At 69.2% G+C, this 25090-nt stretch carries 19 protein-coding genes; 12 read left to right on the top strand and 7 right to left on the bottom strand.

Translation table 11 applies throughout. From position 1 onward, the window contains the following. Positions 1-12: 12 nt before the first annotated feature. Positions 13-2799, bottom strand: coding sequence for an aconitate hydratase AcnA (acnA, locus tag ABD798_RS13290; protein WP_344874356.1), 2787 nt, complete (start codon positions 2797-2799; stop codon positions 13-15). Positions 2800-2973: 174 nt separating this feature from the next. Between acnA and ABD798_RS13285 the strand changes: the two genes are divergently transcribed. Further along, positions 2974-3771, top strand: coding sequence for an ATP-binding cassette domain-containing protein (locus tag ABD798_RS13285; RefSeq protein WP_344874354.1), 798 nt, complete (start codon positions 2974-2976; stop codon positions 3769-3771). Beyond that, positions 3768-4424 (top strand): hypothetical protein, encoded by a 657-nt coding sequence (locus ABD798_RS13280; RefSeq protein ID WP_344874352.1) that lies wholly within the window; start codon positions 3768-3770, stop codon positions 4422-4424. The genes ABD798_RS13285 and ABD798_RS13280 overlap by 4 nt, the downstream gene beginning before the upstream one ends. Here the strand turns inward: ABD798_RS13280 and ABD798_RS13275 are convergent. Both ABD798_RS13275 and ABD798_RS13270 read right to left on the bottom strand, forming a co-directional pair. Then, positions 4421-5542 carry an HNH endonuclease signature motif containing protein gene (locus tag ABD798_RS13275; RefSeq protein WP_344874350.1) on the bottom strand — a complete coding sequence of 374 codons (1122 nt, stop codon included), beginning with the start codon at positions 5540-5542 and terminating at the stop codon, positions 4421-4423. The genes ABD798_RS13280 and ABD798_RS13275 overlap by 4 nt on opposite strands. A 356-nt stretch (positions 5543-5898) precedes the next feature. After that, positions 5899-6528, bottom strand: coding sequence for a hypothetical protein (locus tag ABD798_RS13270; protein WP_344874348.1), 630 nt, complete (start codon positions 6526-6528; stop codon positions 5899-5901). 64 nt (positions 6529-6592) lie between these two features. Here ABD798_RS13270 and sigC point away from each other — a divergent pair, with 64 nt between their 5' ends. The 9 genes from sigC to ABD798_RS13225 all read left to right on the top strand — a co-directional run bounded on the left by sigC (position 6593) and on the right by ABD798_RS13225 (position 18958). Then, positions 6593-7156, top strand: coding sequence for an RNA polymerase sigma factor SigC (sigC, locus tag ABD798_RS13265; protein ID WP_344874346.1), 564 nt, complete (start codon positions 6593-6595; stop codon positions 7154-7156). A gap of 61 nt (positions 7157-7217) precedes the next feature. Further along, positions 7218-8075 (top strand): (3R)-3-[(carboxymethyl)amino]fatty acid oxygenase/decarboxylase, encoded by an 858-nt coding sequence (gene scoE, locus ABD798_RS13260; protein WP_344874344.1) that lies wholly within the window; start codon positions 7218-7220, stop codon positions 8073-8075. Then, entirely contained in the window at positions 8075-8563 is a 489-nt protein-coding gene (locus ABD798_RS13255) for an FcoT family thioesterase (RefSeq protein ID WP_344874342.1), read from the top strand. The genes scoE and ABD798_RS13255 overlap by 1 nt, the downstream gene beginning before the upstream one ends. After that, positions 8556-10028: a long-chain-fatty-acid--CoA ligase gene (locus ABD798_RS13250; protein WP_344874340.1), complete on the top strand. Its 1473-nt coding sequence runs from the start codon at positions 8556-8558 to the stop codon at positions 10026-10028. Before ABD798_RS13255 ends, ABD798_RS13250 begins: the two co-directional genes overlap by 8 nt. A 1-nt stretch (position 10029) precedes the next feature. Next, positions 10030-13716: an AMP-binding protein gene (locus ABD798_RS13245; RefSeq protein ID WP_344874337.1), complete on the top strand. Its 3687-nt coding sequence runs from the start codon at positions 10030-10032 to the stop codon at positions 13714-13716. Between the two features lie 11 nt (positions 13717-13727). After that, on the top strand, positions 13728-14726 hold the full coding sequence (locus ABD798_RS13240; protein WP_344874335.1) for an ABC transporter substrate-binding protein: 999 nt from the start codon (positions 13728-13730) through the stop codon (positions 14724-14726). Between the two features lie 223 nt (positions 14727-14949). Then, on the top strand, positions 14950-15942 hold the full coding sequence (locus ABD798_RS13235; RefSeq protein WP_344874333.1) for a FecCD family ABC transporter permease: 993 nt from the start codon (positions 14950-14952) through the stop codon (positions 15940-15942). After that, a complete protein-coding gene (locus ABD798_RS13230) occupies positions 15939-16712 on the top strand; it encodes an ABC transporter ATP-binding protein (RefSeq protein WP_344874331.1) in 774 nt (257 codons plus the stop codon). The genes ABD798_RS13235 and ABD798_RS13230 overlap by 4 nt, the downstream gene beginning before the upstream one ends. Before the next feature lie 2 nt (positions 16713-16714). Next, positions 16715-18958: a heavy metal translocating P-type ATPase gene (locus ABD798_RS13225; RefSeq protein ID WP_344874329.1), complete on the top strand. Its 2244-nt coding sequence runs from the start codon at positions 16715-16717 to the stop codon at positions 18956-18958. 70 nt (positions 18959-19028) lie between these two features. Here the strand turns inward: ABD798_RS13225 and ABD798_RS13220 are convergent, their stop codons facing one another. The 4 genes from ABD798_RS13220 to ABD798_RS13205 all read right to left on the bottom strand — a co-directional run bounded on the left by ABD798_RS13220 (position 19029) and on the right by ABD798_RS13205 (position 23190). Continuing rightward, positions 19029-19754: a DUF4184 family protein gene (locus ABD798_RS13220; RefSeq protein ID WP_344874327.1), complete on the bottom strand. Its 726-nt coding sequence runs from the start codon at positions 19752-19754 to the stop codon at positions 19029-19031. 29 nt (positions 19755-19783) lie between these two features. Continuing rightward, on the bottom strand, positions 19784-21277 hold the full coding sequence (locus tag ABD798_RS13215) for a flagellar basal body protein FliL (RefSeq protein ID WP_344874325.1): 1494 nt from the start codon (positions 21275-21277) through the stop codon (positions 19784-19786). Between the two features lie 163 nt (positions 21278-21440). Beyond that, positions 21441-22727 (bottom strand): hypothetical protein, encoded by a 1287-nt coding sequence (locus tag ABD798_RS13210; RefSeq protein WP_344874323.1) that lies wholly within the window; start codon positions 22725-22727, stop codon positions 21441-21443. Continuing rightward, positions 22696-23190, bottom strand: a complete 495-nt coding sequence (locus ABD798_RS13205; protein WP_344874321.1) for a hypothetical protein — start codon at positions 23188-23190, stop codon at positions 22696-22698. The genes ABD798_RS13210 and ABD798_RS13205 overlap by 32 nt, the downstream gene beginning before the upstream one ends. 120 nt (positions 23191-23310) lie before the next feature. Here ABD798_RS13205 and ABD798_RS13200 point away from each other — a divergent pair, with 120 nt between their 5' ends. Further along, positions 23311-24849, top strand: a complete 1539-nt coding sequence (locus tag ABD798_RS13200) for an AMP-binding protein (RefSeq protein ID WP_344874319.1) — start codon at positions 23311-23313, stop codon at positions 24847-24849. Positions 24850-25090 lie beyond the last annotated feature (241 nt).

Here is a 25090-nt window from a genome sequence, read left to right as displayed (position 1 = left end):
AGAGCGACTGGATCAGCTGCGGACCATCTTGCGGAGCACGTACTGCATGATGCCGCCGTTGCGGTAGTAGTCCGCCTCGCCGGGGGTGTCGATGCGCACGACCGCGTCGAACTCCGCCTTCGAGCCGTCGGCCTTGGTCGCGGTCACCTTCACGGTGCGCGGGGTGGAGCCGTTGTTCAGCTCGGTCACCCCCGCGACGTCGAAGGTCTCCGTGCCGTCCAGGCCGAGCGACGCGGCGGTCTCGCCCTGCGGGAACTGGAGCGGGAGCACGCCCATGCCGATCAGGTTGGAGCGGTGGATGCGCTCGAAGGACTCGGCGATGACCACGCGCACGCCCAGCAGGCTGGTGCCCTTGGCCGCCCAGTCCCGCGAGGAACCCGAGCCGTACTCCTTGCCCGCCAGCACCACCAGCGGCACACCGGCCTCGGCGTAGGCCACCGACGCGTCGTAGATGGTGGTCTGCTCGCCGCCGGCCAGGAAGTTGCGGGTGAAGCCGCCCTGCACGTCGTCCAAGAGCAGGTTCCGGAGCCGGATGTTGGCGAAGGTGCCCCGGATCATCACCTCGTGGTTGCCGCGACGGGAACCGTAGGAGTTGAAGTCCCTGCGCTCCACGCCGTGCTCGGTGAGGTACTTGCCCGCGGGCGAGTCGGCCTTGATCGAACCGGCGGGGGAGATGTGGTCGGTGGTGACCGAGTCGCCCAGCAGCGCCAGCACGCGCGCGCCGGAGACGTCGGTGACCGGCGTGGTCTCCATGGTCATGCCCTCGAAGTACGGGGGCTTGCGCACGTAGGTGGAGTCCTGCGCCCACTCGAAGGTGTTGCCGGTCGGCGTCGGCAGCGACCTCCACCGCTCGTCACCGGCGAAGACGTCGGCGTAGTCCTTGACGAACATCTCCGAGGAGATCGAGCTGGAGATGACGTCCTGGATCTCCTGCGGCGTCGGCCAGATGTCGGCCAGCAGCACCGGCTTGCCGTCGGGGTCGGTGCCCAGCGGCTCGGTGTCCAGGTCGAGGTCCATCGTCCCGGCCAGTGCGTACGCCACCACCAGCGGCGGCGAGGCCAGGTAGTTCATCTTGATGTCGGGGCTGATCCGGCCCTCGAAGTTGCGGTTGCCCGAGAGCACCGAGACCACCGACAGGTCGTTGTCGTTGATCGCCTTCGAGATCTCCTCCGGCAGCGGGCCGGAGTTGCCGATGCAGGTGACGCAGCCGTAGCCGACCAGGTGGAAGCCGAGCTTCTCCAGGTACGGCAGCAGCTCCGCCTTCTCGTAGTAGTCCATGACGACCTTGGAGCCCGGCGCCAGGGAGGTCTTCACCCACGGCTTGCTGGTCAGGCCGCGCTCGACGGCGTTCTTGGCCAGCAGCGCCGCGCCGATCATCACCGAGGGGTTGGAGGTGTTGGTGCACGAGGTGATCGAGGCGATCGCCACGTGCCCGTGGTCCAGCGTGGTCTCGGTGCCGTCGGCGAGGGTGACCGGGACGCGCTTGCTGGTGCGGCCCTTCGCGCTCGGCAGCTGGTGCGGCTCGTCCTTGCCGTTGGAGGCGGAGATGGCCGGGGAGTCCGACGCCGGGAAGGACTCCTCGGAGGCCTCGTCGGCGTTGCCGGAGGCGGGGGCGTAGTCGCCGAGCACGCCGCGGAACTTCTCCTTGGCCTCGGCCAGCACGATCCGGTCCTGCGGCCGCTTCGGGCCCGCGATGGACGGCACCACGGTGGAGAGGTCGAGCTCGATGTGCTCGGAGAAGTCCGGCTCGGCGGCCGGGTCGTGCCAGAGGCCCTGCTCCTTGGCGTAGGCCTCGACCAGCGCCAGCTGCTCCGGGGTGCGGCCGGTGAGCTTGAGGTAGTTCACCGTCTCCTGGTCGATCGGGAAGATCGCCGCGGTGGAGCCGAACTCCGGGCTCATGTTGCCGATGGTGGCGCGGTTGGCCAGCGGCACCGCGGTCACGCCCGAGCCGTAGAACTCGACGAACTTGCCGACGACGCCGTGCTTGCGCAGCATCTCGGTGATCGTCAGCACCAGGTCGGTCGCGGTGGTGCCGGGGGGCAGCTCGCCGTGCAGCTTGAAGCCGACCACGCGCGGGATCAGCATGGAGACGGGCTGGCCGAGCATGGCCGCCTCCGCCTCGATGCCGCCGACGCCCCAGCCCAGCACGCCGATGCCGTTGACCATCGTGGTGTGGCTGTCAGTGCCGACCACGGTGTCCGGGTACGCCTGACCGTTGCGCGTCATGACCACGCGCGCCAAGTGTTCGATGTTGACCTGGTGCACGATGCCGGTGCCGGGCGGCACGACCTTGAACTCGTCGAAGGCGCTCTGGCCCCAGCGCAGGAACTGGTAGCGCTCCTTGTTGCGCTGGTACTCCAGGTCCACGTTGCGCTCGAAGGCGTCCGGGCGCGCGAAGACGTCGGCGATCACCGAGTGGTCGATGACCAGCTCGGCCGGGGCGAGCGGGTTGACCTTGGCCGGGTCGCCGCCGAGACCGGTGACGGCCTCGCGCATGGTGGCCAGGTCGACGACGCAGGGGACGCCGGTGAAGTCCTGCATGATCACCCGCGCCGGGGTGAACTGGATCTCCGTGGCCGGGTCGGCCTTCGGGTCCCATTCGCCGAGGGCGCGGACGTGGTCGGCGGTGATGTTGGCGCCGTCCTCGGTGCGGAGCAGGTTCTCCAGCAGGACCTTCAGGCTGTACGGGAGTCGCGCGGCGCCTTCGACGGCGCTCAGGCGGAAGATCTCGTACGAGGCGTCGCCGACGGCCAGTGTGCCGCGGGCACCGAAGCTGTCCTTGCTCGCAGGTGCAGTCACGTGAAACTCCATCACGGGCGGTGAGTCCGGGAACGGGGGCGAGTCTTGCGCACTCTCGCTGAGTTCGCTGGCGCACCCCTCACTTGATGAAAACAGTACGCTTGTCCTGTATTCGCGTTCAACCCGGGTCCCCAGTGGCGTCTGGCACTGTTTCTTTCTGGCACTGTTGTTCCGGTGATCGCCTTGACGGAGGTCGGCAAGCGCTACGGGCGCGGCCCGTGGGTGCTGCGCGGCGTCGACCTGTCCGTGGACCGCGCCGAGCTGGTCGTGCTGCTCGGCGTCAACGGCAGCGGCAAGTCCACGTTGATGCGCGTGCTCGCCGGGATCGTCGCCCCCACCGCGGGCGCGGTCACCGGCCGGAGCACGGTCGGTTTCGTGCCGGAGCGCTTCCCCGCCGGGCTCAAGCTCTCCGCCCGCGACTACCTCCGTCACCAGGCCGCGATCCGCGGCGCCGCCGACACCGGCATGGAGCTGCTGGAGCGCCTCGGCTTCGCCGGGAACCCCGATCGCCCCATGGCCGAGCTGTCCAAGGGCAACACCCAGCGCGTCGCCCTCGCCCAGGCCTTCGTCGCCGCCCCCGGCCTCCTGGTCCTGGACGAACCCTTCGCCGGCCTCGACGAGCACTCCCGCGCCGAACTCTGTGCCATGATCAACTCGGCCGTCGCGGAGGGCGCCTCGACCGTGGTCACCGACCACACCGGCTCCCGTTCCCGCCTCGCCTCCACCCGCACCGTCGCGGTCGCCGACGGTTCCGTCCGCCCTGTCGACACCGAGTCCACCGGCACCGGCGCGGTCGTCCTCACGTGCCCGTCCGACCTGCACGCCGAAGTGATCTCGCTCCCCGGAGTGCTCCAGTCCTCGCAAGGACCGTTGGTGCGCCTGGAAGTCCTCGGCGCGGAACTCGACTCGGTGCTCACCGCCGCGCTCGCCCTGGGCTGCTCGGTCCACGAGGTCAGCCGGAGCGCCGCATGATCGCGCTGGTCCGCTACCTCGGCGCCGAACTGATCAGCTCCCAGCGCTGGTTCCCGCCGATGGTCGTCTTCGCCGCCGTCTTCGGCATGCTCTACTCCACCGGCGCGGGCCCCGCGATCCCCGCCTACGGCGCCACCGTGCTCCTGTTGTTCCCGGTCAGCGCCTGGCTCAGCGCCGTCGTGGCCAACAGCGAAGACCCCACCACCCGCACGGTCACCATCACCGCCGCCGGAGGTTGGCGCCGCGCGGCCACCGGAGTGCTCCTGCTCGCGGCCCTGGCCAACACCCTGCTCGTCGCCCTCTCGGTCCTGGTGCCGATCCTCGTCAACCCCTCGCCCTACCCCGTCTCCACCGTCCTGATCGGCCTGGGCGCTCACGTCGTCGCGGCTTCGCTCGGCATCGCCGTCGGCCTCCTCTGCTCGCGCCCCGTGCTCGCCGGTCCGGGTTGGACGATGAGCGCCCTGATCGCCGTGATGCTCATCGCCGTGGGCTTGGGCCGCGTGCCGCCGTTGGGAGACCTCGTCGGTCAGATGTTCGTTCCGGCATCGCCTTCCGCGCTAGCCGCTTCGCTGGCTTGGCACGTTCCGCTGGCCCTTGTGGTTCTCGGTGCCGCTCAGGTGGCGATCACCCAGATCGGCGCGCGGCGCCTTTAGAACGGTGCCGGTTCGGCGATGGGTTCGAGTTCGGTGTCGTAGGTTCGCTTGGCCGGTGTGGTCCACCGATGGGTGCCGTCTTCTCGGTTCTCACACCGCCAGTTCGAGTGCGTCTTCATGGTGTGGTGATGACGGCACTTCGGCCGCAGGTTGCGGATCGTGGTGTTCGTGCCGTCGAAGGGGCAGCAATGATCAAGATCGCAGCGGTGTGACGGCTGCTGGCATCCGATCGCGGTGCACCTGGGGTAGCGGGCGTTGATCAGCTCTCGTTGTTTCGGCGACGGCCGGTAGGTGTCGCTGACTTCTTCGGCCATGCCGGTGGCGGGGTCGGTGAGGATGCGTTTCCAGATGCCGCCTGCCGCGATGTCTTGGGCGACGTTCGTGGGGATCGGCCCGTATCCGGCCAGCATGCCCGGGTCATCGGTCAGGCCGAGCAGCGCGGTGATCGGCATCGTCAGGTAGACCATCGTCTGGCCCTGCGGCGCCGGGGTATCGAGACCCAGCAACAGATCCCGAGCCACATCCGCCCGCTTCTGATCCAGCGTCCGGTCGTCCTTGGGCAGGGACTTCGCGATCCGATCGATGTGATCGAAGGCCATCGCCGTGTCATGCGCGGTCATGGTGTGACGCAGTTCGGCCATGCCGTCGTCCAGGTTGATCTTCTCGACCAACCTGCGTTTGCGCTTCTCTTCGTGACGGAGATCGGCCGCTTTGGGGTCGAGTTTGTGGATCAACGTCTGGGCACGCCGCCGGATGGAGGTGTAGGTCCGGGTGGGGGCGTAATCCAGGAGGTTCGCTTCGGCGATCGAGGTCTGGGGTTCCTTGAGGATGCGGATCTGGTCGACGATCAACAGAGCTTTGCTCTCATCGATCAACCCAGCCGACAGGGCCGCGAGCACCCGGGGGCGTTCGGTCAGCTCGGAGGCGTTGGACAGGATGCGGTCAGCGCCACGTCGGGAGATGTGTAGGGCGCAGGCGATCTCATTCTGCACAAACCGGTAATCACGATCGTCGGCGGCGACGTGGAATGTGATCAAGGCTGTGGCGAGTTCCGCTTTCGCATGACACAGAGCGGCCTGTTTCGCCTCAACCTCGACCAAGAGTTCATCGAGGGTCATGCCCCCAATAATACCCGCAAATAATAGTCGATCATGGCTCTAAAGAATGAATTCCCAGGCGCCCCACCGCCCGAAAACGCAACCCCCACAAAACGCAAGACGCCAACAAAACCGAGGCTTTACCTGGGGTGCGCGTGCCATACGCTTCCGCGAGGGCCGGGTGTTCTATCCCGTGCCCCTGTAAGGCCCAGGGGCACGCGCAAGGGGCCCCCAGGTCAAGCCGACCCCACGCTGGCACCGGCGCAGGCTGGAAGCCCAGCCGTCCCCCACCAGGAAGCCCAGCCGTCCCCCACCAGGAAGCCCAGCCGTCCCCCACCAGGAAGCCCAGCCGTCCCCCACCAGGAAGCCCAAAACCACTAAGCAGCGTCAGTAGAACGCAAAACGGGCACCTCACGCCGATCCGGCGACAACGGCGCAGGCAGTCGAGCCTGCCGATTCAACGCGTACAACAAACCCAACCCCACCACCAACAGCCCGTGCGAAGCCACCCGAGCAAAAGGCACAGTCCCCACGATCAGATCATGCGCAGAATACCCAACCAGCAACACCAAAAAGCCGGACAACACCGCGAGCAACCCGGCTACGGCACGAGTGCGCAATGCCGCCCAGAGCATCCCCACGGCAAGTCCGATGTTCCACGCGGTGCTCTCATTCGACAGGTGGCCGGACATGAGCCCGCCGTGCGCCGCGTCGACGCCGATCAACTGAGCGATGCCGAGCGCCAACTGAGTCGTGGCGACCGCGACGAGCGCCGCGCGGGTCCATCGGCCGGGCTGGCGAGGAGCAGGGGCCGCCGCGAGAACAGCGGGCACGAGGTCGGGCGGGGTCACGGCTGGTCGCACGCGCAATGACCTGGTCAGAGCGGTCGCGCGGTCCTGCCAGGCGCGGCACTCGGCGCAGCCCCGGAGGTGCGCGTCGGGGTCGACGGGCGCCGGCTCGCCGTCCATCCTCGCGGAGAGCGCTTCACGGCAGGTCGCACAGTTCACACCCTGATTGTCGGCTGAGGACGGGGGTGAGTTCCCGGCGGCCGGTGGATTACGCTTCGGCGTCGTGAGTGTGCCGGAGGGTGACGACGAGCGCGTGACGCAGTGGGCGCTGGACGCCGGGGCCGGTGACCGCGCCGCGCTCGAACGGTTCGTCCGCGCGACGCAGCGTGACGTGTGGCGTTTTGTCGCGCATCTCTCCGACGTGCGCTCCGCCGACGACCTCGCGCAGGAGACCTACCTCCGAGCCCTTGGCAGCCTGCACCGCTTCGCCGCCCGCTCGTCCGCGCGCACCTGGCTGCTGTCCATCGCACGCCGCGTGGTCGTCGACCAGGTCCGCGCCGCCGTGGTTCGCCCGCGCACGACCGGTGGGGTCGACTGGGCGGCGGAGGCCGATGCCGCGCAGTCCCGGAGCACGGCGGCCGGGTTCGAGGACGTGGTCGAGCTGAACCTGTTGCTGGACGGGCTTGCCGGGGACCGCCGCGAAGCGCTGGTGCTGACCCAGGTGCTCGGCCTGTCCTACGCCGAGGCCGCCGAGGTCTGCGACTGCCCGGTCGGCACGATCCGTTCCCGCGTGGCGCGCGCCCGCGACGACCTGCTGGAACTGACGGAGCAGCGCGACACCGGCTGAGCGTTATCGACTCGTCACCTTCGCCTGGAACTCCCGCCCGCGCCTCGCCGACCACTCGGACATGCGGATCACGCCACAGGCCGGGAAGGCCATGGGGGTCGAGGTGACCGGCTTCGACGCCGCCACCGCGAGCGACGCCGACGTCCGGACGATCGCCGACGCGGTCTACCGGCACAAGATCGTGCTGCTCAAGGAGCAGGAGCTGACCCCGCGCGAGTTCCTGGACCTGGGCGCGCGCTTCGGTGATCCCGTCACCTACTACCAGCCGATGTACCGGCACCCGGAGCTGCCGGAGATCTTCGTCTCCGCCAACGAGGGCGGCTACGGCGTGCCGAAGACCGGGAAGTTCTGGCACGCCGACTACCAGTTCATGCCGGAGCCGTTCAGCATCACGCTGATCCACCCGCAGGTCGTGCCGAGCGAGAACCGGGGCACGTACTTCATCGACATGGGCAAGGCGTACGAGCGCTTACCCGAGGACCTGCGCACGGCGATCGCGGGAACGACGAGCCTGCACAGCGCGCGGCGCTACTTCAAGATCCGGCCGAGCGACGTCTACCGGCCGATCTGGGAGGTCATGGAGGACATCGAGCGCGAGACGCCGCCCGTCGCGCAGCCGACCGTCTTCGAGCACCCCGTCACCGGCGAGTCCGTGCTGTTCATCAGCGAGGGCTTCACCTACTCCATCGAAGGCGCTGAAGACGGTGTCCTGCAACGACTTCTGCACGAGACCGGGCAGCTCGACCCGGAGTGCGCGCACCCGAACATCCACCTCCAGACCTATGAGCGCGGCGATCTGCTCATCTGGGACAACCGCAGCCTGATCCACCGCGCGCTGCACACGGCGACGCCGGAACCCACGGTTTCCCACCGCGTCACCGTGCTGGATGAGCACAAGCTCTACGCGCGGGCGCTGTAATGGGAGATCTGCTGCTGGAGCGCGTGCTCCAACCGTACAAAGTGGACTGTCGCTACCTGCTCTCCGCCGAGGCCGAGCCGAGCGGCGACAAAGCGAGCGGTGACTTCGCCATTCCCGAGTCCTGCTACATCGACGACACCGGGCACTTCAACTCGGTGGAGTTCAACATCTGCTACAACCAGCTCGTCTACTACCTCATGGCGCGGGCCGTGCGGGACAACACGATGCCCGACTTCGAGCCGTGGACGCTGGAGGACTACTGGCGCAAGCAGTTGCCGGACATCCTCATCGCCTCCTTCGAGTCGCGGTTCAAGCGGCCGATCAACGCCCGGCGGTTCACCGGAGAGGTCGCGGTCGCTGACATCCGCTACCGCGAAGCGACCCGGCCGATGTTGTTGACCCGCACCGAAGTTCGGTTCTGGGACGACGAGGGCGGCGCCGCGCAGGGCAAGGTGCTCCTGGCGATCATGGAGCCGCCGCGTGGCTGAGCGCACTCTTGGCGGAGCCCTGCGCGCGCAGGCTTCCGAGCGCACCGCGTTGCTCTGCGGGGACACCAGCCTGTCCTATGTGGAGCTTGACCGCGAAGCTGATCGCGTCGCCCGCCACCTCGACTCCGGCGAGCGAATCGCGTTCCTGGGCAAGGAATCACCGCACTACTACGAGCTGCTGTTCGGGTGCTCGCGGTCCGGTGCGGTGCTGGTGCCCATCAACTGGCGGCTCACCGCGGCCGAGGTGGAGCACATCGTCCATGACTCCGGCGCGACCGTGATCTTCGCCGATCGCAGCTGCGCCAAGGCGGTTCCGGAAATGCCGATCGTGTGGCTGGAGGACTTCGAGCACTGGAAAGCCTCCGCACCCGACGGCAAGCCCGTCGAATCGGGACCGGACGACGCGGTCGCGCAGCTCTACACCAGCGGGACCACCGGCCTGCCCAAGGGCGTCGTGCTCGGTCAGCGCGGTTTCTTCGAGGTGCGTGCCGCGCTGGAGGACAATGGGCTCGACTGGCTGGATTGGCGCGCCGACGACGTCAGCCTTGTTGGTGTTCCTGGGTTTCACATCGGCGGCCTGTGGTGGGCGGTCCAGGGGCTGACCGCCGGCATCACCAACGTGATCATGCCCGCGTTCGCTCCGGCCGAGGCCGTCCGGCTCGTGCGCGAGCACGGCGTGACGATCACGTGCGTAGTGCCCGCGATGCTGCGGTTGATGCTTGACGAAGGCCAATCACTGCAAGGACTTCGCAAGATCGTCTATGGCGGGTCGCCGATCTCCGAGACGTTGCTGGCGCGGTGCCTCGCCGAGGTCGGGTGCGAGCTGGCGCAGATCTACGGGCTCACCGAGACCGGCAACACCGCCGTCTGCCTGCCGCCGTCCGAGCACGTGCCCGGTGGTGCGCGCATGCGGGCGGCGGGACGGCCGTACCCCGGCTTCGCCGCCGAGATCCGCGACGCGCAGGGGAAGCCGCTCCCGGCGGGCGAGGTGGGCGAGGTGTGGCTGCGCAGCCCGGCGAACATGCTGGAGTACTGGCGCAATCCCACGGCCTCCGAAGAGTCCCTTGTGGACGGATGGCTGCGCACGGGCGACGCCGGGTGCGTGGACGAGGAGGGCTATGTCTTCCTCCGGGACCGCATCAAGGACATGATCATCGTAGCGGGGGAGAACGTGTACCCGGCGGAGATCGAGGGCGTGCTGGCCGGGCACCCCGCCGTCGCGGACTCGGCGGTGATCGGCGTTCCCGACGAGCGGTGGGGCGAGTCCGTGCACGCCTTCGTCGTCACGCGGGAGAAGGCCACTGCACGAGAGCTGATGACGTTCCTCCAGGGCAAGCTCGCGTCGTTCAAGCTGCCGCTGCGCTACGAGTTCGTCGAGGCTATCCCGCGCAACCCCAGCGGCAAGGTGCTCCGGCGGGTGCTGCGCGAGCAGTTCTGGGGCGACCGCGACCGGGAGATCAACTGAGATGTCGTTGACGCTGCACCAGGTTCGCGCCGACATCGCCGAATTCTTGCTGATGGAGCCGGAGGAGCTGGCCGACGACCTCAACCTGTACGACGCAGGGCTGGACTCCGTCCGGATGCTGACGATCGTGGACCGCTGGCGCGAGCACGGCGTGCACGTCGTCTTCGCCGACCTCATGGGGCGACCCACCGTCGCCGACTGGTGGTCGATGCTGTCCGTCACCGCCGAACCAGAGACGTCCGGCCAAGCGCTCACCCCGGCGCAGCAAGGGATTCGGGCCGCGCAGCTGCTCGATCCGGCCAGCCCCGCGTACAACACCGGTGAGTACGTCGAGATCCGAGGCGCGATCGACCCGGACGCGTTCGAACGTGCGATCCGCCAGGTCATGGGCGAGATCAATCAGGCTTTTGCGTTCCACAGTGGACAGTCCTCAGTGGAGGATGCGCGGAGGTGGATGCGTCGAGACCTGGCGACGGCGGTCGACCTCGACGAGGGGCCGCTCGTCGGGCACGCGCTGTTCCGGGTGGATGACGAGTTCTTCCTGTGGTATCACCGCGTTCACCACATCGTCCTCGATGGCTTCGGGGTCGCGCTCGTCGCCCGGCGCGTGGCCGAGGTCTACACCGCGCTGGCTGAAGGAGAAAAGCCCAAGCCGCACAGGTTCGGTTCGAGCGTCGTGGAGCCGACGGCGGATTCGCGGCAGTACTGGATGGACTACCTCGAAGGCTGCGCGCCGGTCGTGAGTTTCGCCGAGGGCAGCGGCCTGCCGTCGCGCGACTTCCATCGAGTTCGGGCGCGAGCGGATGCGAAGCCGGACCTCGTGGTTGCCGCCGTCGCCGCCTACCTGAGCTACGCGAGCGGAGCCGAGGAAGTCGTGCTCGGCCTGCCCGTGCTGAACCGGCCCACCACGGCGGCGCTGAGCGTGCCGACGACGGTGCTCAACGCGATTCCGTTGCGGCTGCGCGTGGACACCGACGATCTTTCGGTGCTGGCCGGGCGCGTTTCGGCGGATCTGCGGCGGAGCCTGCCGCACCAGCACTACCGCTTCGAGCAGCTCCGCCGCGACATCGGCTTGCACAGGCGGCTGTTCGGGCCGGTCGTGAACGTGATGCCGTTCGACTACGACTTCCGTTTCGCGGGCGCGCCGTGCCAGGCGCACAACCTGTCGGCGGGGCCGGTCGAGGACATCGCCGTGAACGTCTACGACCGCCGCGACGGCGACGGCATCGAGATCGTCATCGACGGCAACCCCGACCGCTACTCCCTCCAAGACCTCGAACTCCACCTTGACGGAGTCCTCGGGTTCCTTGGCGGAGAACGGTCTGTGCTCGACGGCGGCTCGCACGCCGACGTGCGTTCTGTCGCCGAGCTGATCCGGCAGCAGCCTCCGCATGCGACGGCGATCGAGTGGGGCGACCAGCGGCTGACCTACGCGGAACTCGTCGCGGCGACCGAGCGCGTGGTCCAGGTCAAGCCCGCACGGGACATCGACACCGTCGCGAAGATCGTCGGAGCTGTCCTCGCTGGCAGTGCCTACGTGCCGTTCGAAGACCCCTTGCCGGACATGGACTTCGACGACCCGGCGTACGTGATGCAGACGTCCGGATCGACCGGAGCGCCACGGCGTGTGGTCGTCGGACACGGTGCGCTCAACGCCTTCGTCGCCGCTGCCGTGGAGCGTTACGACCTCAGCACAGAAGATCGTGTTCTCCAATTCGCGCCGTTGAACTTCGACGCGAGTGTTGAGGAGATCTTCCCGATCCTGTGCGTGGGTGGCACGCTCGTCCTGCGCACGGAGGAGATGACCGAGTCCCCGCAAGCACTTCTGCGCGCGTGCGCGGAGCAGCGGATCACCATTCTTGATCTACCGACGGCGTACTGGCACGAGCTGGCGTTCGCGATGCCACCGCTGCCGCCGGAGCTGCGCCTGGTGATCATCGGCGGAGAAACCGCGTTGCCGGAGCGCGTTGAACGTTGGCACAGAGCACAACCCCACGCGAAGCTGATCAACACCTACGGTCCCACCGAAGCCACCGTTGTGGCGACGGCGGCCGAGCTCGTCGCCGGAGGCGGAGTTCCGATCGGGAAGCCGCTGCGTGGGGTGAAAGCCATCGTGGCCGACGCGACCGGAAAGCCCGTGCCGGTCGGAGTCGCGGGGGAGTTGTGGCTGTCCGGCGACGGTCTCGCGCAGGGCTATCTCGGCGAGCCGGAGCTGACCGCGGAACGTTTCCGCGACGGTGCCTACCGAACCGGAGACCGGGCGCGGGTGGGGCGGGACGGGCAGCTCCACCACCTCGGGCGCCTCGACGACGAGGTCAAGATCAGCGGGCGCCGGATCTCGCCGACCGCAGTGGAAGCGGCGTTGGTCAGGCATCCAGCCGTGCGGGAGGCGATGGTCACCGCGACCGCCCGCCCCGACGGCACGAAGGTGCTCGCCGCGAAGGTGGTGACCGACCTGCGCGACCACCTGCGCGAACAGCTCGCCGTCGTCCCGAGCGTGATCGAACTCGTCGACGCCTTGCCCCGCAATCGCTCCGGCAAGCTCGACCGGTCTGCCGACGACGGCACGGTGCTCGGGATCATGCGGCACGTGCTCGGCCGACCTGAACTGTCCACTGAGGACAACTTCTTCGAGTCCGGCGGCGAGTCGCTCCAGATGATGCAGGTGGCGAACCGTGTCGGCGCCGCGCTGGGGATCGAAGTGCCTGCCAAGCTGGTGTTCCAGCACCCCACGGCGGGCGGCCTGGCCCACGCGCTCGACGGCGGCGAAAAGCGACCGCAGGCATCGCCGGAGGACGACGCGGTGCTTGATCGTGACATCCTCCCCGGCCCAGCCGGACAGCGGACCGGACGCGTCCTGCTGACCGGCGCAACGGGCTTCGTCGGCCGCCACCTCCTCGCCGAGCTGCGTGGCACCACAGGTGTGGAGGTCATCTGCCTCGCCCGGCCGCAGTACGACCTGACGAAGCCGTGGCTCGGACTGGACGCGGCGACCTGGCAGGACCTGACCAGGGTCGACGCGATCTACCACTGCGCCGCCGAAGTCAGCCTGCTGCGCGGATACGACAGCGTCCGGGCTGCGAACGTTGAAGGCACTCGTTCACTGCTGCGCCTGGCTGCGGCTGGAGCACCGTCGCGGATCCACTACGTGTCCACTGTGTCCGTCCTCAATGGACTCAGCACCGGTTACCAGCGGAGCAAGTGGGTGGCCGAGCAGCTCGTCCTCGAAGCCGGTCGCCGTGGCCTGGACACGACGATCCACCGTCTGGGACGAGTCGCGGGGCCGACGCTCAACCCGCGCGACGTGCTGTGGCGCCTGCTGCTCAAAGGCATCCCTGCCGGAGTTCTGCCGAGGCTCCACCACGCTGAACCGTGGGTCGACGCCCGCGCTGCCGCTCGCGAGATCTTGGCCCAGCACGGCGGTGTTCACGCAGTCGCGCCGGAGAGCCGGATCGTGCTGGCCGACCTCTACGACTGGATCGCCGACTACGGCTACTCCGTTGAGGTGTGCTCGCGCGAGGAGTGGCGTGCGCGCGTGACCGACCTCGACCCCGCGACCTCCGCGCTCCTCGACCTGTGGTCCGACTCGGAGGCGACCACCCCAGAACCATCCACAGTGGACAAAGCCGCAGTGCACCGGTTGCTCGACCACTGCGTCGCCGCAGGCCTGCTTCCCGCCGTCAACTAGGAGAAACTCACATGCAGTTCAAGCGCACCGCAACGGCACTGGTGCTGCTCACCGTCGCCGGGTGTGGCACGTCCACGGGTGCGGCGCAGCAGCCCCCGGCGCCGGGCTACCCGGTGACGATCTCCAACTGCGGCAAGGACGTGACGTTCCAACGGCCGCCGAGCCGGACCGTGGTGATGAACGGCGGTTCTGTGGCCGAAGTGTCCACATTGGTCGCACTGGGCCTCGGCGACCGCGTCGTGGCCAACTCGCAGTCCTACGGCGCCTCGGACGAGCCCGGCCGTGCCGAGGCCATCGCGAAGCTGCCCACCGGCGGCATCAAGCTCAACGACCAGATGGACATCCCGCGCGAGGCGATGCTGGGCCAGCGCCCGGACTTCGTGCTCGCGACCTACTCCGGCGGCTTCGACGGCAGTCGTGGGTTTGCCACGCGCGAGGACCTGAGCGCGATCGGTGCGAACGCCTACGTGCCCGCGAAGATGTGCGGCACCGGCGGGACGCAGACCGTCGAGGACAGCTACGCGATGCTGCGCGACCTCGGCAAGGTCTACGGCGTCAGTGACCGCGCCGAGCGCTTGGTGGAGGACTCCAAGCGGCGGATCTCGCAGGTCGAAGCGCGGGTGAAGGACAAGCCCAAGCCGAAGGTGATGCTGATCATCCCCGGCATGGACATGGGCGCCGGGGACTTCAGCTCCGTTGGCGCACAAGGTATCTGGAACGACCTCATCGCGCGGGCGGGCGGGGTCAACGCCTTCGCCGACAGCGCGCCGCAGCTGTTCGCCAACCTCAGCAAGGAACAGCTCGCCGCCGCGCAGATCGATGCTGTGATCATCGTGAACTACCAGAACCCCGACCCGAACGCCTCCGCGACCAAGCTCTACGACCAGTTCCCGCAGTGGGCGGCGGCGAAGGCGAAACGGCACGTGGTGCTCTCCGACTCCATCTACTTCGGACCGAACAACGCGACCGCCGTCGAGCGCATCGCGGCGTTGCTCCACCCTGTTCAATGAGAACTGACCTCGGCGCCGCGCCGCACGTCATCGGGTTCACCGGTCTTCAAGACCCACAAACCCCCGTCCCAGCGGTCTTCAACGACGGCACACCCTCGCTGAGCGCCGGGTTCGGGGTGGTTGGCGATGATCGAGTAGGGGGTTGGGTGGTCTTGAAGACACCCCAACCCCGGCGGCACCGTGACCAGGATGCTCAGCTCAACCACTCACAGGACGGGTCACGGTGAAGACAGCCTGTGCGGTACTGCTCGTGGTGGTCATGGTCGTGGCCACCACGATCGGCTCCGTCAGCATCCCGCTCGGCGACGCGTGGGCGGTGATCACCGGTCATCTCACGGGAAACACCGCCGGTCTCGACCCTGTGTCCGACCAGATCCTGTGGCAGTACAGGGTTCCCCGCGTCGTGCTCGCCGCGCTGTGCGGAGCCGGGCTGTCGGTGGCGGGTGTCGTCCTCCAAGCCCTCGTCGCGAATCCGCTGGCCGATCCGTACGTCCTGGGCATCTCCTCCGGAGCCTCGGTCGGCGCCGTCCTCGTGCTGACCGCCGGAGTCGGCACGCTGGGCGTGTCGTCGGCCGCTTTCCTTGGTGCTGCGGCATCTGTGGCCGTCGTGTTCACCTTGGGGCAGCAACGCGGACGGCTCGTTCCGACGCGTCTCGTGCTCGTCGGCGTCGCGGTCGGCTACGTGCTCTCCGCGCTGACGAGCTACATCCAGCTCCGCGCGAACCCGAACGAGCTGAAGTCCGTGATGTTCTGGCTCCTCGGCAGTGTGGCGGGGGCGCGGTGGGAGCAGCTCGGCCTGGTCAGCGCGGTCGTGCTGATCACCGTTGCGGCGCTGATGCTCTACGGCCGTCGGCTCAACGCCCTGGTCACCGGTGAGGAGTCCGCGACCTCGCTCGGCGTGGACGTCCGGCGCGCGCGGGTCGGCCTCCTGCTGACGTCCTCGTTGCTGACCGGCACGCTGATCGCGGTGGCGGGCGGAGTCGGCTTCGTCGGCCTGATGATCCCGCACCTCGTTCGGCTGCTCGTGGGCGCGGACCACCGTCGCGTGCTACCGCTCGCGGCGCTGGGCGGAGCGCTCTACCTGGTGCTCGTCGACCTCCTCGCGCGGACCGTGGACAGCCCGAACGAGCTGCCGCTGGGCATCTTCACGGCGGCGTTCGGCGCGCCGTTCTTCCTGTGGCTGCTCCGCCGGGGCCGGACGTTGGGGGAGGCATGAGGCTCGACATCGCCGGAGTCGGCGTCACCCTCGACGGCAAGCCGATCTTGGACGACGTGAGCCTGACCGTGCCGCAGGGCTCCGTGGTCGGCCTGGTCGGCCCCAACGGCAGCGGGAAGTCGACCTTGCTGCGCACCGTCTACCGGTCGCTCCGCCCCTTGACAGGCGCCGTCAAGCTCGACGACGCCGACCTGTGGAGCATGCCGATCAGAGCCTCCGCGCGGCGCGTCGCGGCCGTTCTCCAGGAAGGCGGCACCTCCGCGCTGACCGTGGCCGAGATCGTGGAGCTGGGCCGAACTCCGCACCACGGCGTGATTTCCCGAACCACGCCTGAAGATCGCGAAGCGGTGCGTGTGGCGATGGAGCGCGCCGGCGTCACGGAGCTGGCCGAGCGGTCGATGACGTCGTTGTCGGGCGGGGAGCGGCAGCGCGTGCACCTGGCGCGTGCGCTCGCGCAGGAACCGGCGCTGCTGGTGCTCGACGAGCCGACCAATCACCTGGACATCCGCGCCCGGTTCTCACTGCTGGCAACGGTGCGCAAGCTCGGCGTGACCACGCTGGCGGTACTGCACGAACTCGACCTCGCCGTGCGCAGCTGCGACCACCTGGTCGTGCTGGACCACGGCAAGGTAGCTGCGGCGGGCGAAGTGCTCGACGCGTTGACACCAACGATCCTCCGCGAGGTCTTCGGCGTGCACGCCAAGGCCGAGCGGCACAGCGACGGGGTGGTCCGGATTACCTACGCGGCCGACCCCTTGGGAGACTTGTAGCCATGTCGCAAAGTGTGGCCACCGAACTCGAACTGATGATCGGTGGCATGACCTGCGCCGCATGTGCGAATCGCGTGCAGCGCAAGCTGAACAAGCTCGACGGCGTGACCGCGACCGTCAACTACGCGACGGAGAAGGCGGCCGTCACCGCGCCCGCCGGGACCGACCCGAGCACCTTGATCGCCACGATCGAGCAAGCCGGGTACACGGCGCGGATGGTCACCCAGGAGCCTGAACCGCGGGACCCCGTGCGCGCGCTCCGGCACCGGCTGTTCGTCGCGCTCGTGCTCTCCATCCCGCTCTGCGACCTGTCGCTGGCGTTCTGGTTGCTGCCCGGACTGCGCTTCCCCGGCTGGCAGTGGGTCTCGCTCGCCCTGGCCGCGCCCGTCGTGCTCTGGTCGGCCGCGCCGTTCCACCGCGCCGCGTTCAAGAACGCCAGGCACGGCGCCGCGTCGATGGACACGCTCGTGTCGATGGGCGTGCTCGCGGCCTTCGCCTGGTCGGTGTACTCGCTGCTGTTCACCACGGGCTCCGAGCTGCACACCGGCTTCGAGATCACCACCGAGGCGGGCGGCTCCGTCTACCTCGAAGTCGCCGCAGGGGTGACGGCGTTCCTCCTCGCCGGCCGCTACTTCGAAGCACGGGCGAAACGCAACGCCGGCAATGCTTTGCGCGCTCTGTCCACTTTGGCCGTCAAGGACGTCACCGTGCTCCGTGACGGCGTCCAGGTCGTGGTGCCGATCGCCGAACTACTTGTAGATGATCTCTTTGTCGTGAAGCCGGGTGAGCGGGTCGGCGCCGACGGAGTGGTGCACGAAGGCCGGTGCGCCGTCGACAACAGCATGGTCACCGGCGAGTCGGTCCCCGTGCCCGTCGTGCCCGGCGACGCGGTCATCGGCGGCACCGTCGCGGTCGGCGGTCGGCTCATCGTGCGCGCCACCAAGATCGGCGCTGACACGCAGCTCGCCCAGATGGCGAAGCTCGTCGAGCAGGCCCAGAACGACAAGGCCGACGTCCAGCGCCTCGCCGACCGCGTGGCCGGTGGGTTCGTGCCCGTCGTGCTCGTGCTCTCCGCGCTGACCTTCGCCGCGTGGCTGCTCTTCGGCCAGCACACCGAGGCCGCGTTCACCGCCGCGCTCGCCGTGCTGATCATCGCCTGCCCGTGCGCGCTCGGGCTGGCCACGCCGACCGCGCTGCTCGTGGCGACCGGCCGGGCCGCGCGCCTCGGCATCCTGATCAAGGGCGCCTCCGCGCTGGAGTCCACCCGCGCGGTCGACACCGTCGTGCTCGACAAGACCGGCACCGTCACCAGCGGCAGGATGACCCTCGCCGCCGTCCACCCCCGCGAGGGCGTGGACCGCGCCGACCTGCTCGCCACCGCCGGAGCCGTCGAGGACGCCTCCGAACACGCCATCGCCGCCGCGATCGTGACCGCCGCGCGCCAGGAACTGGCTTCGTTGAGCCAAGTCCAGGACTTCGTCGCACTGCCGGGCCTCGGCGCGCGCGGTGTCGTCGACGGGCGCGAGGTCGTGATCGGCCGGACCAGCCTGCTCGCCACCCCGCTGCCCGAAGAGCTGGAAACCCTTCGTCAGCAATGGGAATCCCACGGCAAGACCGTCGTCGCGGTGGAGTGGGACGGCTCCGTGGCCGGACTGCTCGCCGTCGCCGACACCGTCAAGCCCACCGCCGCTGCCGCCGTCGCCGAGCTGCGCAAGCTCGGGCTGAGGCCGGTGCTGCTGACCGGCGACAACTCCGCCACCGCGCACGCCGTCGCGCAGGAGGTCGGCATCGACGAGGTCGTCGCGGAGGTGCTGCCGCAGGGCAAGGTCGAGCTCGTCCAGCGGCTGCGCGAGCAGGGTCGCGTGGTCGCCGTGGTCGGCGACGGCGTGAACGACGCGCCCGCGCTGGCCACCGCCGACCTCGGCCTGGCGATGGGCAGCGGCACCGCCGTGGCGATCAACGCCGCCGATCTGATCCTCGTGCGCGAGGACCTGCTCGCCGTGCCCGACGCCATCCGGCTCGCCAGGCGCACCCTCGGCACGATCCGCGGGAACCTGGTGTGGGCCTTCGGCTACAACGTCGCCGCTCTGCCGCTCGCCGCCCTCGGCCTGCTCAACCCGCTGATCGCGGGCGCGGCCATGGCGCTGTCGTCGGCGTTCGTGGTGTCCAACAGCATGCGGCTGCGCAAGTTCGCCTCCGCCAACCCCTCCGTGGGCCGCCCCGAGGACGACCGCATCACCGGCTAGAGACGCGGGCGCTGATGTGCCAGGCCACCGCGTATAGGAGCAGGGCGGCCACGAACGCGGCGCCCGCGCGCTAGGCGGCTCCGGTGGCCACGCCCTCGATGAGCGTGGACCACGGAGCTGGCGCGGTGGTGACGGGGTAGGAGGTCTCGGTCCTGCCGTCGCCGTGGTCGACCGTGATCGGGCGCTCGTAGTCCACTGTGGACACTGTGCTGAACGCCTCGTAGTCCTGGTGGGCGTTCACGGCGAAGCCCAGTACGGGGAGCGCGACCAGCGCCGCGATCACGCTCCACCGCAACGCGGGCCGCAACCTGAAGACAGGCTTCGAAGAGCGCAGTCGAGCACGGTGGCGCCACAGGTACCAAGCCACGGCGACCAGGCCGACGGCCGTACTTCCGTTCTGCAGCAACGGTGACACCGTCAAGGCGTCCCACAACAGATGCGACGCGACGCCGATCAGCACGGAGACGAGCAGCCAGCCCACATGACGCGAACGAGGCTCCGGGAGGCACATTCCGGCTGGCAGCAGCGCGGTGATCGGCGCGCGCAGCAACCAGAACACGGCGACCAGCCCGAGCGCGAACGGCAGGTCGATCAGCAAGCCCCACAACGAATGCGTCTGCGTGGCGTTGGGCAGCAGCGGGCCGTACCAGTCCTGCGCGCTGGTGGAGGACACACCGAGCGCGCCGAGGAAGTACGGCAGATCCGGCACCACGGCTCCCGCGACCAGTCCCGCCGGAACGAAAGGCCCGCGCAGCAACGGGAGCACGGCTGCGGGATGCGACAACGTGAACGGCAACGCGGCCCCTTCGATCCAGGATCGGGAAGTTACCTGCCGCCCTTGGCGAGCTCCTCGATGTCCTTGGGTTCGAGGCTGCGCAGCACGGTCAGCATCAGCTCGGCGAAGGTGCGCACGGGGCTGACGTAGTGCTTGCCGCCGACCTGCGTGGTCATCACGCCCGCGTCGAAGAAGTTGCGCACGATCCGCTCGGCGAAGTCCTTGAGCTGCTGCGGCATCGGCTGCCCTGTGGTGCGCTGGAAGTTCGCCTCGGCGTCGGCGGTGAACTCCGCGACGATGTCCTTCGCGCAGGTCTTCTCGACCGGGCCCTGCTCCTGCTGCACCTCGTAGCAGTCCCCGGCCCGCCGCACCGTCCTGCGCTGCCCGTTGACCTCCACGACCGCCGACTCCAGGCCGATCCTGGTGCCGCCGTTGACGTCCTTGCGGGTGGTCTTCAGCTCCACGATCTTGGTGCCGAACTCCGTCTCACCCGCCTGGACCTCGCTGACCAGCAGCGGCCCAAGGTCGTGCAGCACACCCATCTCATCCGGCGGCAGCAGCTCGAAGGCCCGGCGCGGGTTGCCGGTGAGCAGGGCCTGGACCAGGTCCTTGACCGCGCTCTCCGCGTCGGCGGCGCCCACGGCCGGGATCGGCTCCTTCGGCCACGCGATCTCTTCCAGCGCCAGGATGTTGTCGGCGATCGTGTAGAACATGCTCGCGTACCAGGTGCCGTCGACCTTCACCGAGGCGATCCGCACCGGCCCGCCGATCTGCTGCACGAGGTCGGCCACGTCGAGGGTGATGGTGCGGCGCTCGTCGATCCGCCCGCCAGGGAAGGCGAGGTCGACGAACTTCTCCGCCAGCGGCAGCTTCGCCGTGTCGGAGGTGATGGTGATCTTGCCTTCGACCAGCTTGGACACCGCGACGTGGTCGTTGAGCTGCTCCTCGGCCTTCTCGTCGAAGCGCAGCCCCTCCGCCGTGAACTCCAGCCCGGAGATCTGGTCGGGGTTGGCGTCGGGCTTCATCACCTCCAGGCGCTTCAGCTCGTTCATCGACGCGACCGTGTAGTCCACGCTCAGCTTCGACTCGGCGGGCGCCAGGCTCGCCATCATCCCGGGGATGTCACCCCGGCTCAGCGCCTCCACCAGCCGGGTCGCCGCCGCCGTCGGTGTGTTGCCGCCGCCGGAGAACGCGAAGACCGCGGTCACCCCGGCGGCGATCAGCGCGAGCACCGCGACGATGATCCCGACGACCTTGCCGGTGCCGCGCTTGGGCGGCTGTGACAAGCCAGGCTGTGACAACCCGGGCTGGGAGAACCCCGGCTGCGAGGAGACCGTGCCGGGCGGGTAGCCCTGGCCGGGCGGGGGACCGTAGATCGCCCCCGGCGGCGGAGGGGTGAACCCCTGCTGCGGCTGGGGCTGCGGGATCGGTGTGCCCATGGGTGGCGTGGTCATGTCCGGCCCGTCCGGAGCCGGCTGGGGGACCGTCCCCTCGGCCGGATCGGGCTGGGCGGGCGAGCCCGCGTCATTTCCCGGAGTGCTCACGGTCGGTCCTCCTGCGGCTCTTTCACGTTGTGCACGGCGACCCTAGGTCGTCGCGGGAGCAAAACGGACAGCGGCCCACGTGGAGGGTCCCCGAAAGGGGGACAGGCGAAGGGCCGCCCGGAGCGTCCGGACGGCCCTTCTGCCGTGACAGAACAGCGGAGGCTCAGCCGCCGAGCTTGACCAGCTCCTCCATGGACTTGGCGTCCAGTCCGCGCAGGAAGGTCAGGAACAGCTCGGTGACCGTGCCGGTCGGGCTCAGGTAGTGCTTGCCGTTCTCCTCGACCGTGGCCACGCCGATGTCGAGGAGGTTGCGGCCGATCCCGAGGAAGGCCCGGATCGCGGCCTCGGGCAGCTCGACGCCCTCCTCCGCCGCGGCCATCTCCATCCCGGCCAGCACCTGGTCCAGGCACATGACCCGCTTGCCCTCACCGGCGTCGAGGGTGACGCAGTCGCCGTCCCTGGCCAGCGAGACCCGCGTGCCGCCGGTCTCCAGCACGATCTTGCGGGGGCTGATCCGCTTGCCGCCGGGGATGTCCTTGGTCTCGGTCTGCAGCTCGATCAGCTTGGTGTCCGAGGGGGTCTCGCCGCTGAGCTGCACCACGAGCGCGTTGCCGACGTCGTGCGCCACGGCCATCTCGGTCGGCGGCAGCAGTTCGATCACCCTGCGCGTGTTGCCGTCCACCGCGGCGGTCACCAGCTCGCGCACGGCCTGCTCCGGGCTCGCCGCGCCGACGGCCGGGATGGTCTCCTTCGGCCACGAGCGCCCGGTCATCTGCAGCACGAAGTCCGCGACCGAGTAGTAGACGCTGGGGTACCACTTGTCGCCGACCTTGACGGTGGCGACGCGGACGGGCTTGCCGGTGCGCAGCACGACGCTGGCGATGTCCACTGTGGACGTCTGCTTGGCCGACGCGCCGGGAACGCCCTCGATCAGCTTGAGGAACTTCTCGGTGTAGGGCGCCTGCGCGGGGTCCTCGGTCATCGAGACGCGGCCGCTGATCAGCTTCACGATGCTGATCCGGTCGGTGACCTTCTCCTCCGGCTCGTCGGCGAAGCCGATCTCCTGCGCGGTGAAGCCGCCGCTCATCTTCAGCGCGTCGGCGTCGGCGCGCAGCACCTCGAGGCGCTTCATCTCCGAGGCCGAGGTCATCGCCAGGTCGCGGAAGGCCTTGGCCTCCGCCGGGTGGACCCGGTCGAGCAGACCGATGGTGTCGTTCTTGTTCAGCGCCTCGACCAGACCGGTCACCGCGGCCTGGGGCGAGGAGCCCGGCGCGCCGGGGCCCTGCATCGCCACGGCCAGCGTCACGCCCCCGCCGACGAGGGCGAGCACGCCCACGACGACACCGACGATCAGACCGGTCTTGCGCTTGGGCGGCTGCTGCTGGAGCTGCGGCTCCTCCGAGATGATTCCCGGAACCTCAGGGACGGACTGTCCCTCGGTGCTGCTCACTGTTTCTCCCCTGGGTGAAAGGTCCAGGGGCGCCCACGAGTACGCCGATCGCGCCGAGCAGCGCCAGCACGGCACCGACCAGCACGGTCACCGGTCCCGTCCAGCTGATGCCGACCAAAGATCCCCCGTCGTCGGCGTGGACGGACGCGAACACCCCCACTGCGCCGGTTATCGCCGAAAAGACCAGATTCGCTACAGCCGAGACGCGAGGAAATCCCACGAGGTAACCAGCGACACACAGCGCGGCCACCGGACCGACGCCCGGCCAGACCAGCAGCAGCGCCCCGCCGACCCCCGAGTCCAGCTCGAGCAGGCGTCTGACCAGGTCAGCGGCCTCGTAGCTGTTGCGGAGCACCGAGCCGGAGTGCAGCCACGGCAGGAACGTGCCGAGGACGGTGACGACGAGGCCGAGGATGGCGAGCCCGGTACCGGCCCGCCGCAACAGGTGACGCACAGCGCGCATCCTGACACCTCGGCCCGCGCGCCAGAAGGGTGAGTCATCCCGGGGGTGCATATCGCCCTTCCGTAGCGCTCAGTACTCTTCCGGCCACTCGGTGTCCCCGGCCCTGGAGGTACGAAGACCATGCGGGTCCCGCTGACCGTCGCCGACTTCGTGGATCGAGCCGAGACCGTGTGGTCCGGCGCCACGGCCGTGGTGGACGAGCCCGACCAGCCCGCCTCGGCGGTGCCGACGACCACCTACGGCGACGTTGCGGCGCGGGTGCGGGCCTGGCAGGCGGGCTTCGACGCGCTCGGCGTCGGCGAGGGCGAGCGCGTCGCCGTCGTCAGCCACAACTCCAGCAGGCTGCTCGAACTGCTCTACGCCGTGCCCGCCAGCGGCCGCGTCTGCGTCCCGGTCAACTTCCGGCTGCGCGCCGAGGAGATCGCCTACATCGTCGAGCACTCCGGCGCGTCCACGCTGCTGGTCGACCCCGAGCTGGACGCCGACCTCGCCGGGATCACCGCGCCGCACCGCTTCGTGCTCGGCGAGCAGACCGAGACCGAGCTGATGCGCTTCGGCGTGCAGCCCCGCGCGTGGGCAGAGCCGGACGAGGACGCCACGGCGACGATCAACTACACCTCGGGCACCACCGCGCGGCCGAAGGGCGTGCAGATCACCCACCGCAACATCTGGACCAACACGATGACCTTCGGGTTACACGTGCGGGCGTGGGAGCGCGACGTCTACCTGCACACGCTGCCGATGTTCCACTGCAACGGCTGGGGCATGCCCTTCGTGCTGGCCGGGCTCGGCGCCAAGCAGGTCGTGCTGCGCAAGGTCGACGGCGCCGAGATCCTGCGCCGGGTGGAGCAGCACGGCGTGACCCTGGCCTGCGGCGCGCCCGCGGTGTGGAACATGGTGCTCGACGCCGCGCAGGACTGGCAGGGCGAGATCCCCGGGCGCGGCTCGATGCGCATCGTCTGCGCGGGCGCCCCGCCGCCCACCCGGACCATCGCGCGCATCGAGGAGGAGCTGGGCTGGGAGTTCCAGCAGCTCTACGGCCTGACCGAGACCTCGCCGACGCTGACCTTCAACCGCACCCGGCCGCAGGACGTGCACCTGCCCGCCGAGGAGCGCGCCCGCAAGCTCTCCCGCGCGGGCGCCCCGGCCATCGGCGTCCGGCTCGCGGTCTCCGACACCGGCGAGGTGCTGGCCCGCTCCAACACCGTGCTGGAGGGCTACTGGAACAACGAGGAGGCCACCGCCGCCGCGCTCGACGGCGGCTGGTTCCACACCGGGGACGGCGGCACCCTGGACGAGGAGGGCCACCTGACGATCTCCGACCGGAAGAAGGACGTGATCATCACCGGTGGCGAGAACGTCTCCTCCATCGAGGTCGAGGACGCGGTGTTCAGCCACCCGGCCGTCGCCGAGGTCGCGGTGATCGGCGTTCCCGACCAGAAGTGGGGCGAGACGATCAAGGCGCTGGTGGTCACCGCCGAGGGCGCTGAGGTCACCGAGCAGGAGATCATCGCGCACTGCAAGCAGCGACTGGCCGGCTACAAGGCGCCGACGTCGGTGGAGTTCCGCTCCTCGATCCCGCGCACGGCCACCGGCAAGATCCAGAAGTTCAAGCTCCGCCAGCCGTTCTGGGCTGATCAGGACCGCCAGGTCAACTAGGCTGGGCGAGTGCGTGCGAATGGCCCCTCCTGTGGCGGAGGGGCCGTTTTGCTGCCCGAAAGGGCTTCCCCACGGCGTCGCGCTGCGTAAGGTTCAGCGCAACGCTCCCGGGGGCGTGCCGTGACCGATTTGTAGCCTTTTGTGACACGAGTGAGGGACGGGGCGCGTGTTTCTGCTGCTACGAGTGGCAGGAGTGGGGACAGGGGTGCACAGTTGCGCTGCGTGTTCGGCGGGTGACACC

Source organism: Allokutzneria multivorans (assembly GCF_039537405.1).
Lineage (GTDB): Bacteria > Actinomycetota > Actinomycetes > Mycobacteriales > Pseudonocardiaceae > Allokutzneria > Allokutzneria multivorans.
This window is presented reverse-complemented; position numbering and strand designations above follow the sequence as displayed.

Excerpts from the sequence above, each read along its gene's own strand:
- ABD798_RS13255 (WP_344874342.1), top strand. The coding sequence starts at position 8,075 with ATGGGAGATCTGCTGCTGGAGCGCGTGCTCCAACCGTACAAAGTGGAC.
- ABD798_RS13225 (WP_344874329.1), top strand. The coding sequence starts at position 16,715 with ATGTCGCAAAGTGTGGCCACCGAACTCGAACTGATGATCGGTGGCATG.
- ABD798_RS13240 (WP_344874335.1), top strand. The coding sequence starts at position 13,728 with ATGCAGTTCAAGCGCACCGCAACGGCACTGGTGCTGCTCACCGTCGCC.
- ABD798_RS13230 (WP_344874331.1), top strand. The coding sequence starts at position 15,939 with ATGAGGCTCGACATCGCCGGAGTCGGCGTCACCCTCGACGGCAAGCCG.
- ABD798_RS13205 (WP_344874321.1), bottom strand. The coding sequence starts at position 23,190 with ATGCGCGCTGTGCGTCACCTGTTGCGGCGGGCCGGTACCGGGCTCGCC.
- ABD798_RS13275 (WP_344874350.1), bottom strand. The coding sequence starts at position 5,542 with ATGACCCTCGATGAACTCTTGGTCGAGGTTGAGGCGAAACAGGCCGCT.
- ABD798_RS13200 (WP_344874319.1), top strand. The coding sequence starts at position 23,311 with ATGCGGGTCCCGCTGACCGTCGCCGACTTCGTGGATCGAGCCGAGACC.
- ABD798_RS13280 (WP_344874352.1), top strand. The coding sequence starts at position 3,768 with ATGATCGCGCTGGTCCGCTACCTCGGCGCCGAACTGATCAGCTCCCAG.
- scoE (WP_344874344.1), top strand. The coding sequence starts at position 7,218 with ATGCGGATCACGCCACAGGCCGGGAAGGCCATGGGGGTCGAGGTGACC.
- ABD798_RS13245 (WP_344874337.1), top strand. The coding sequence starts at position 10,030 with ATGTCGTTGACGCTGCACCAGGTTCGCGCCGACATCGCCGAATTCTTG.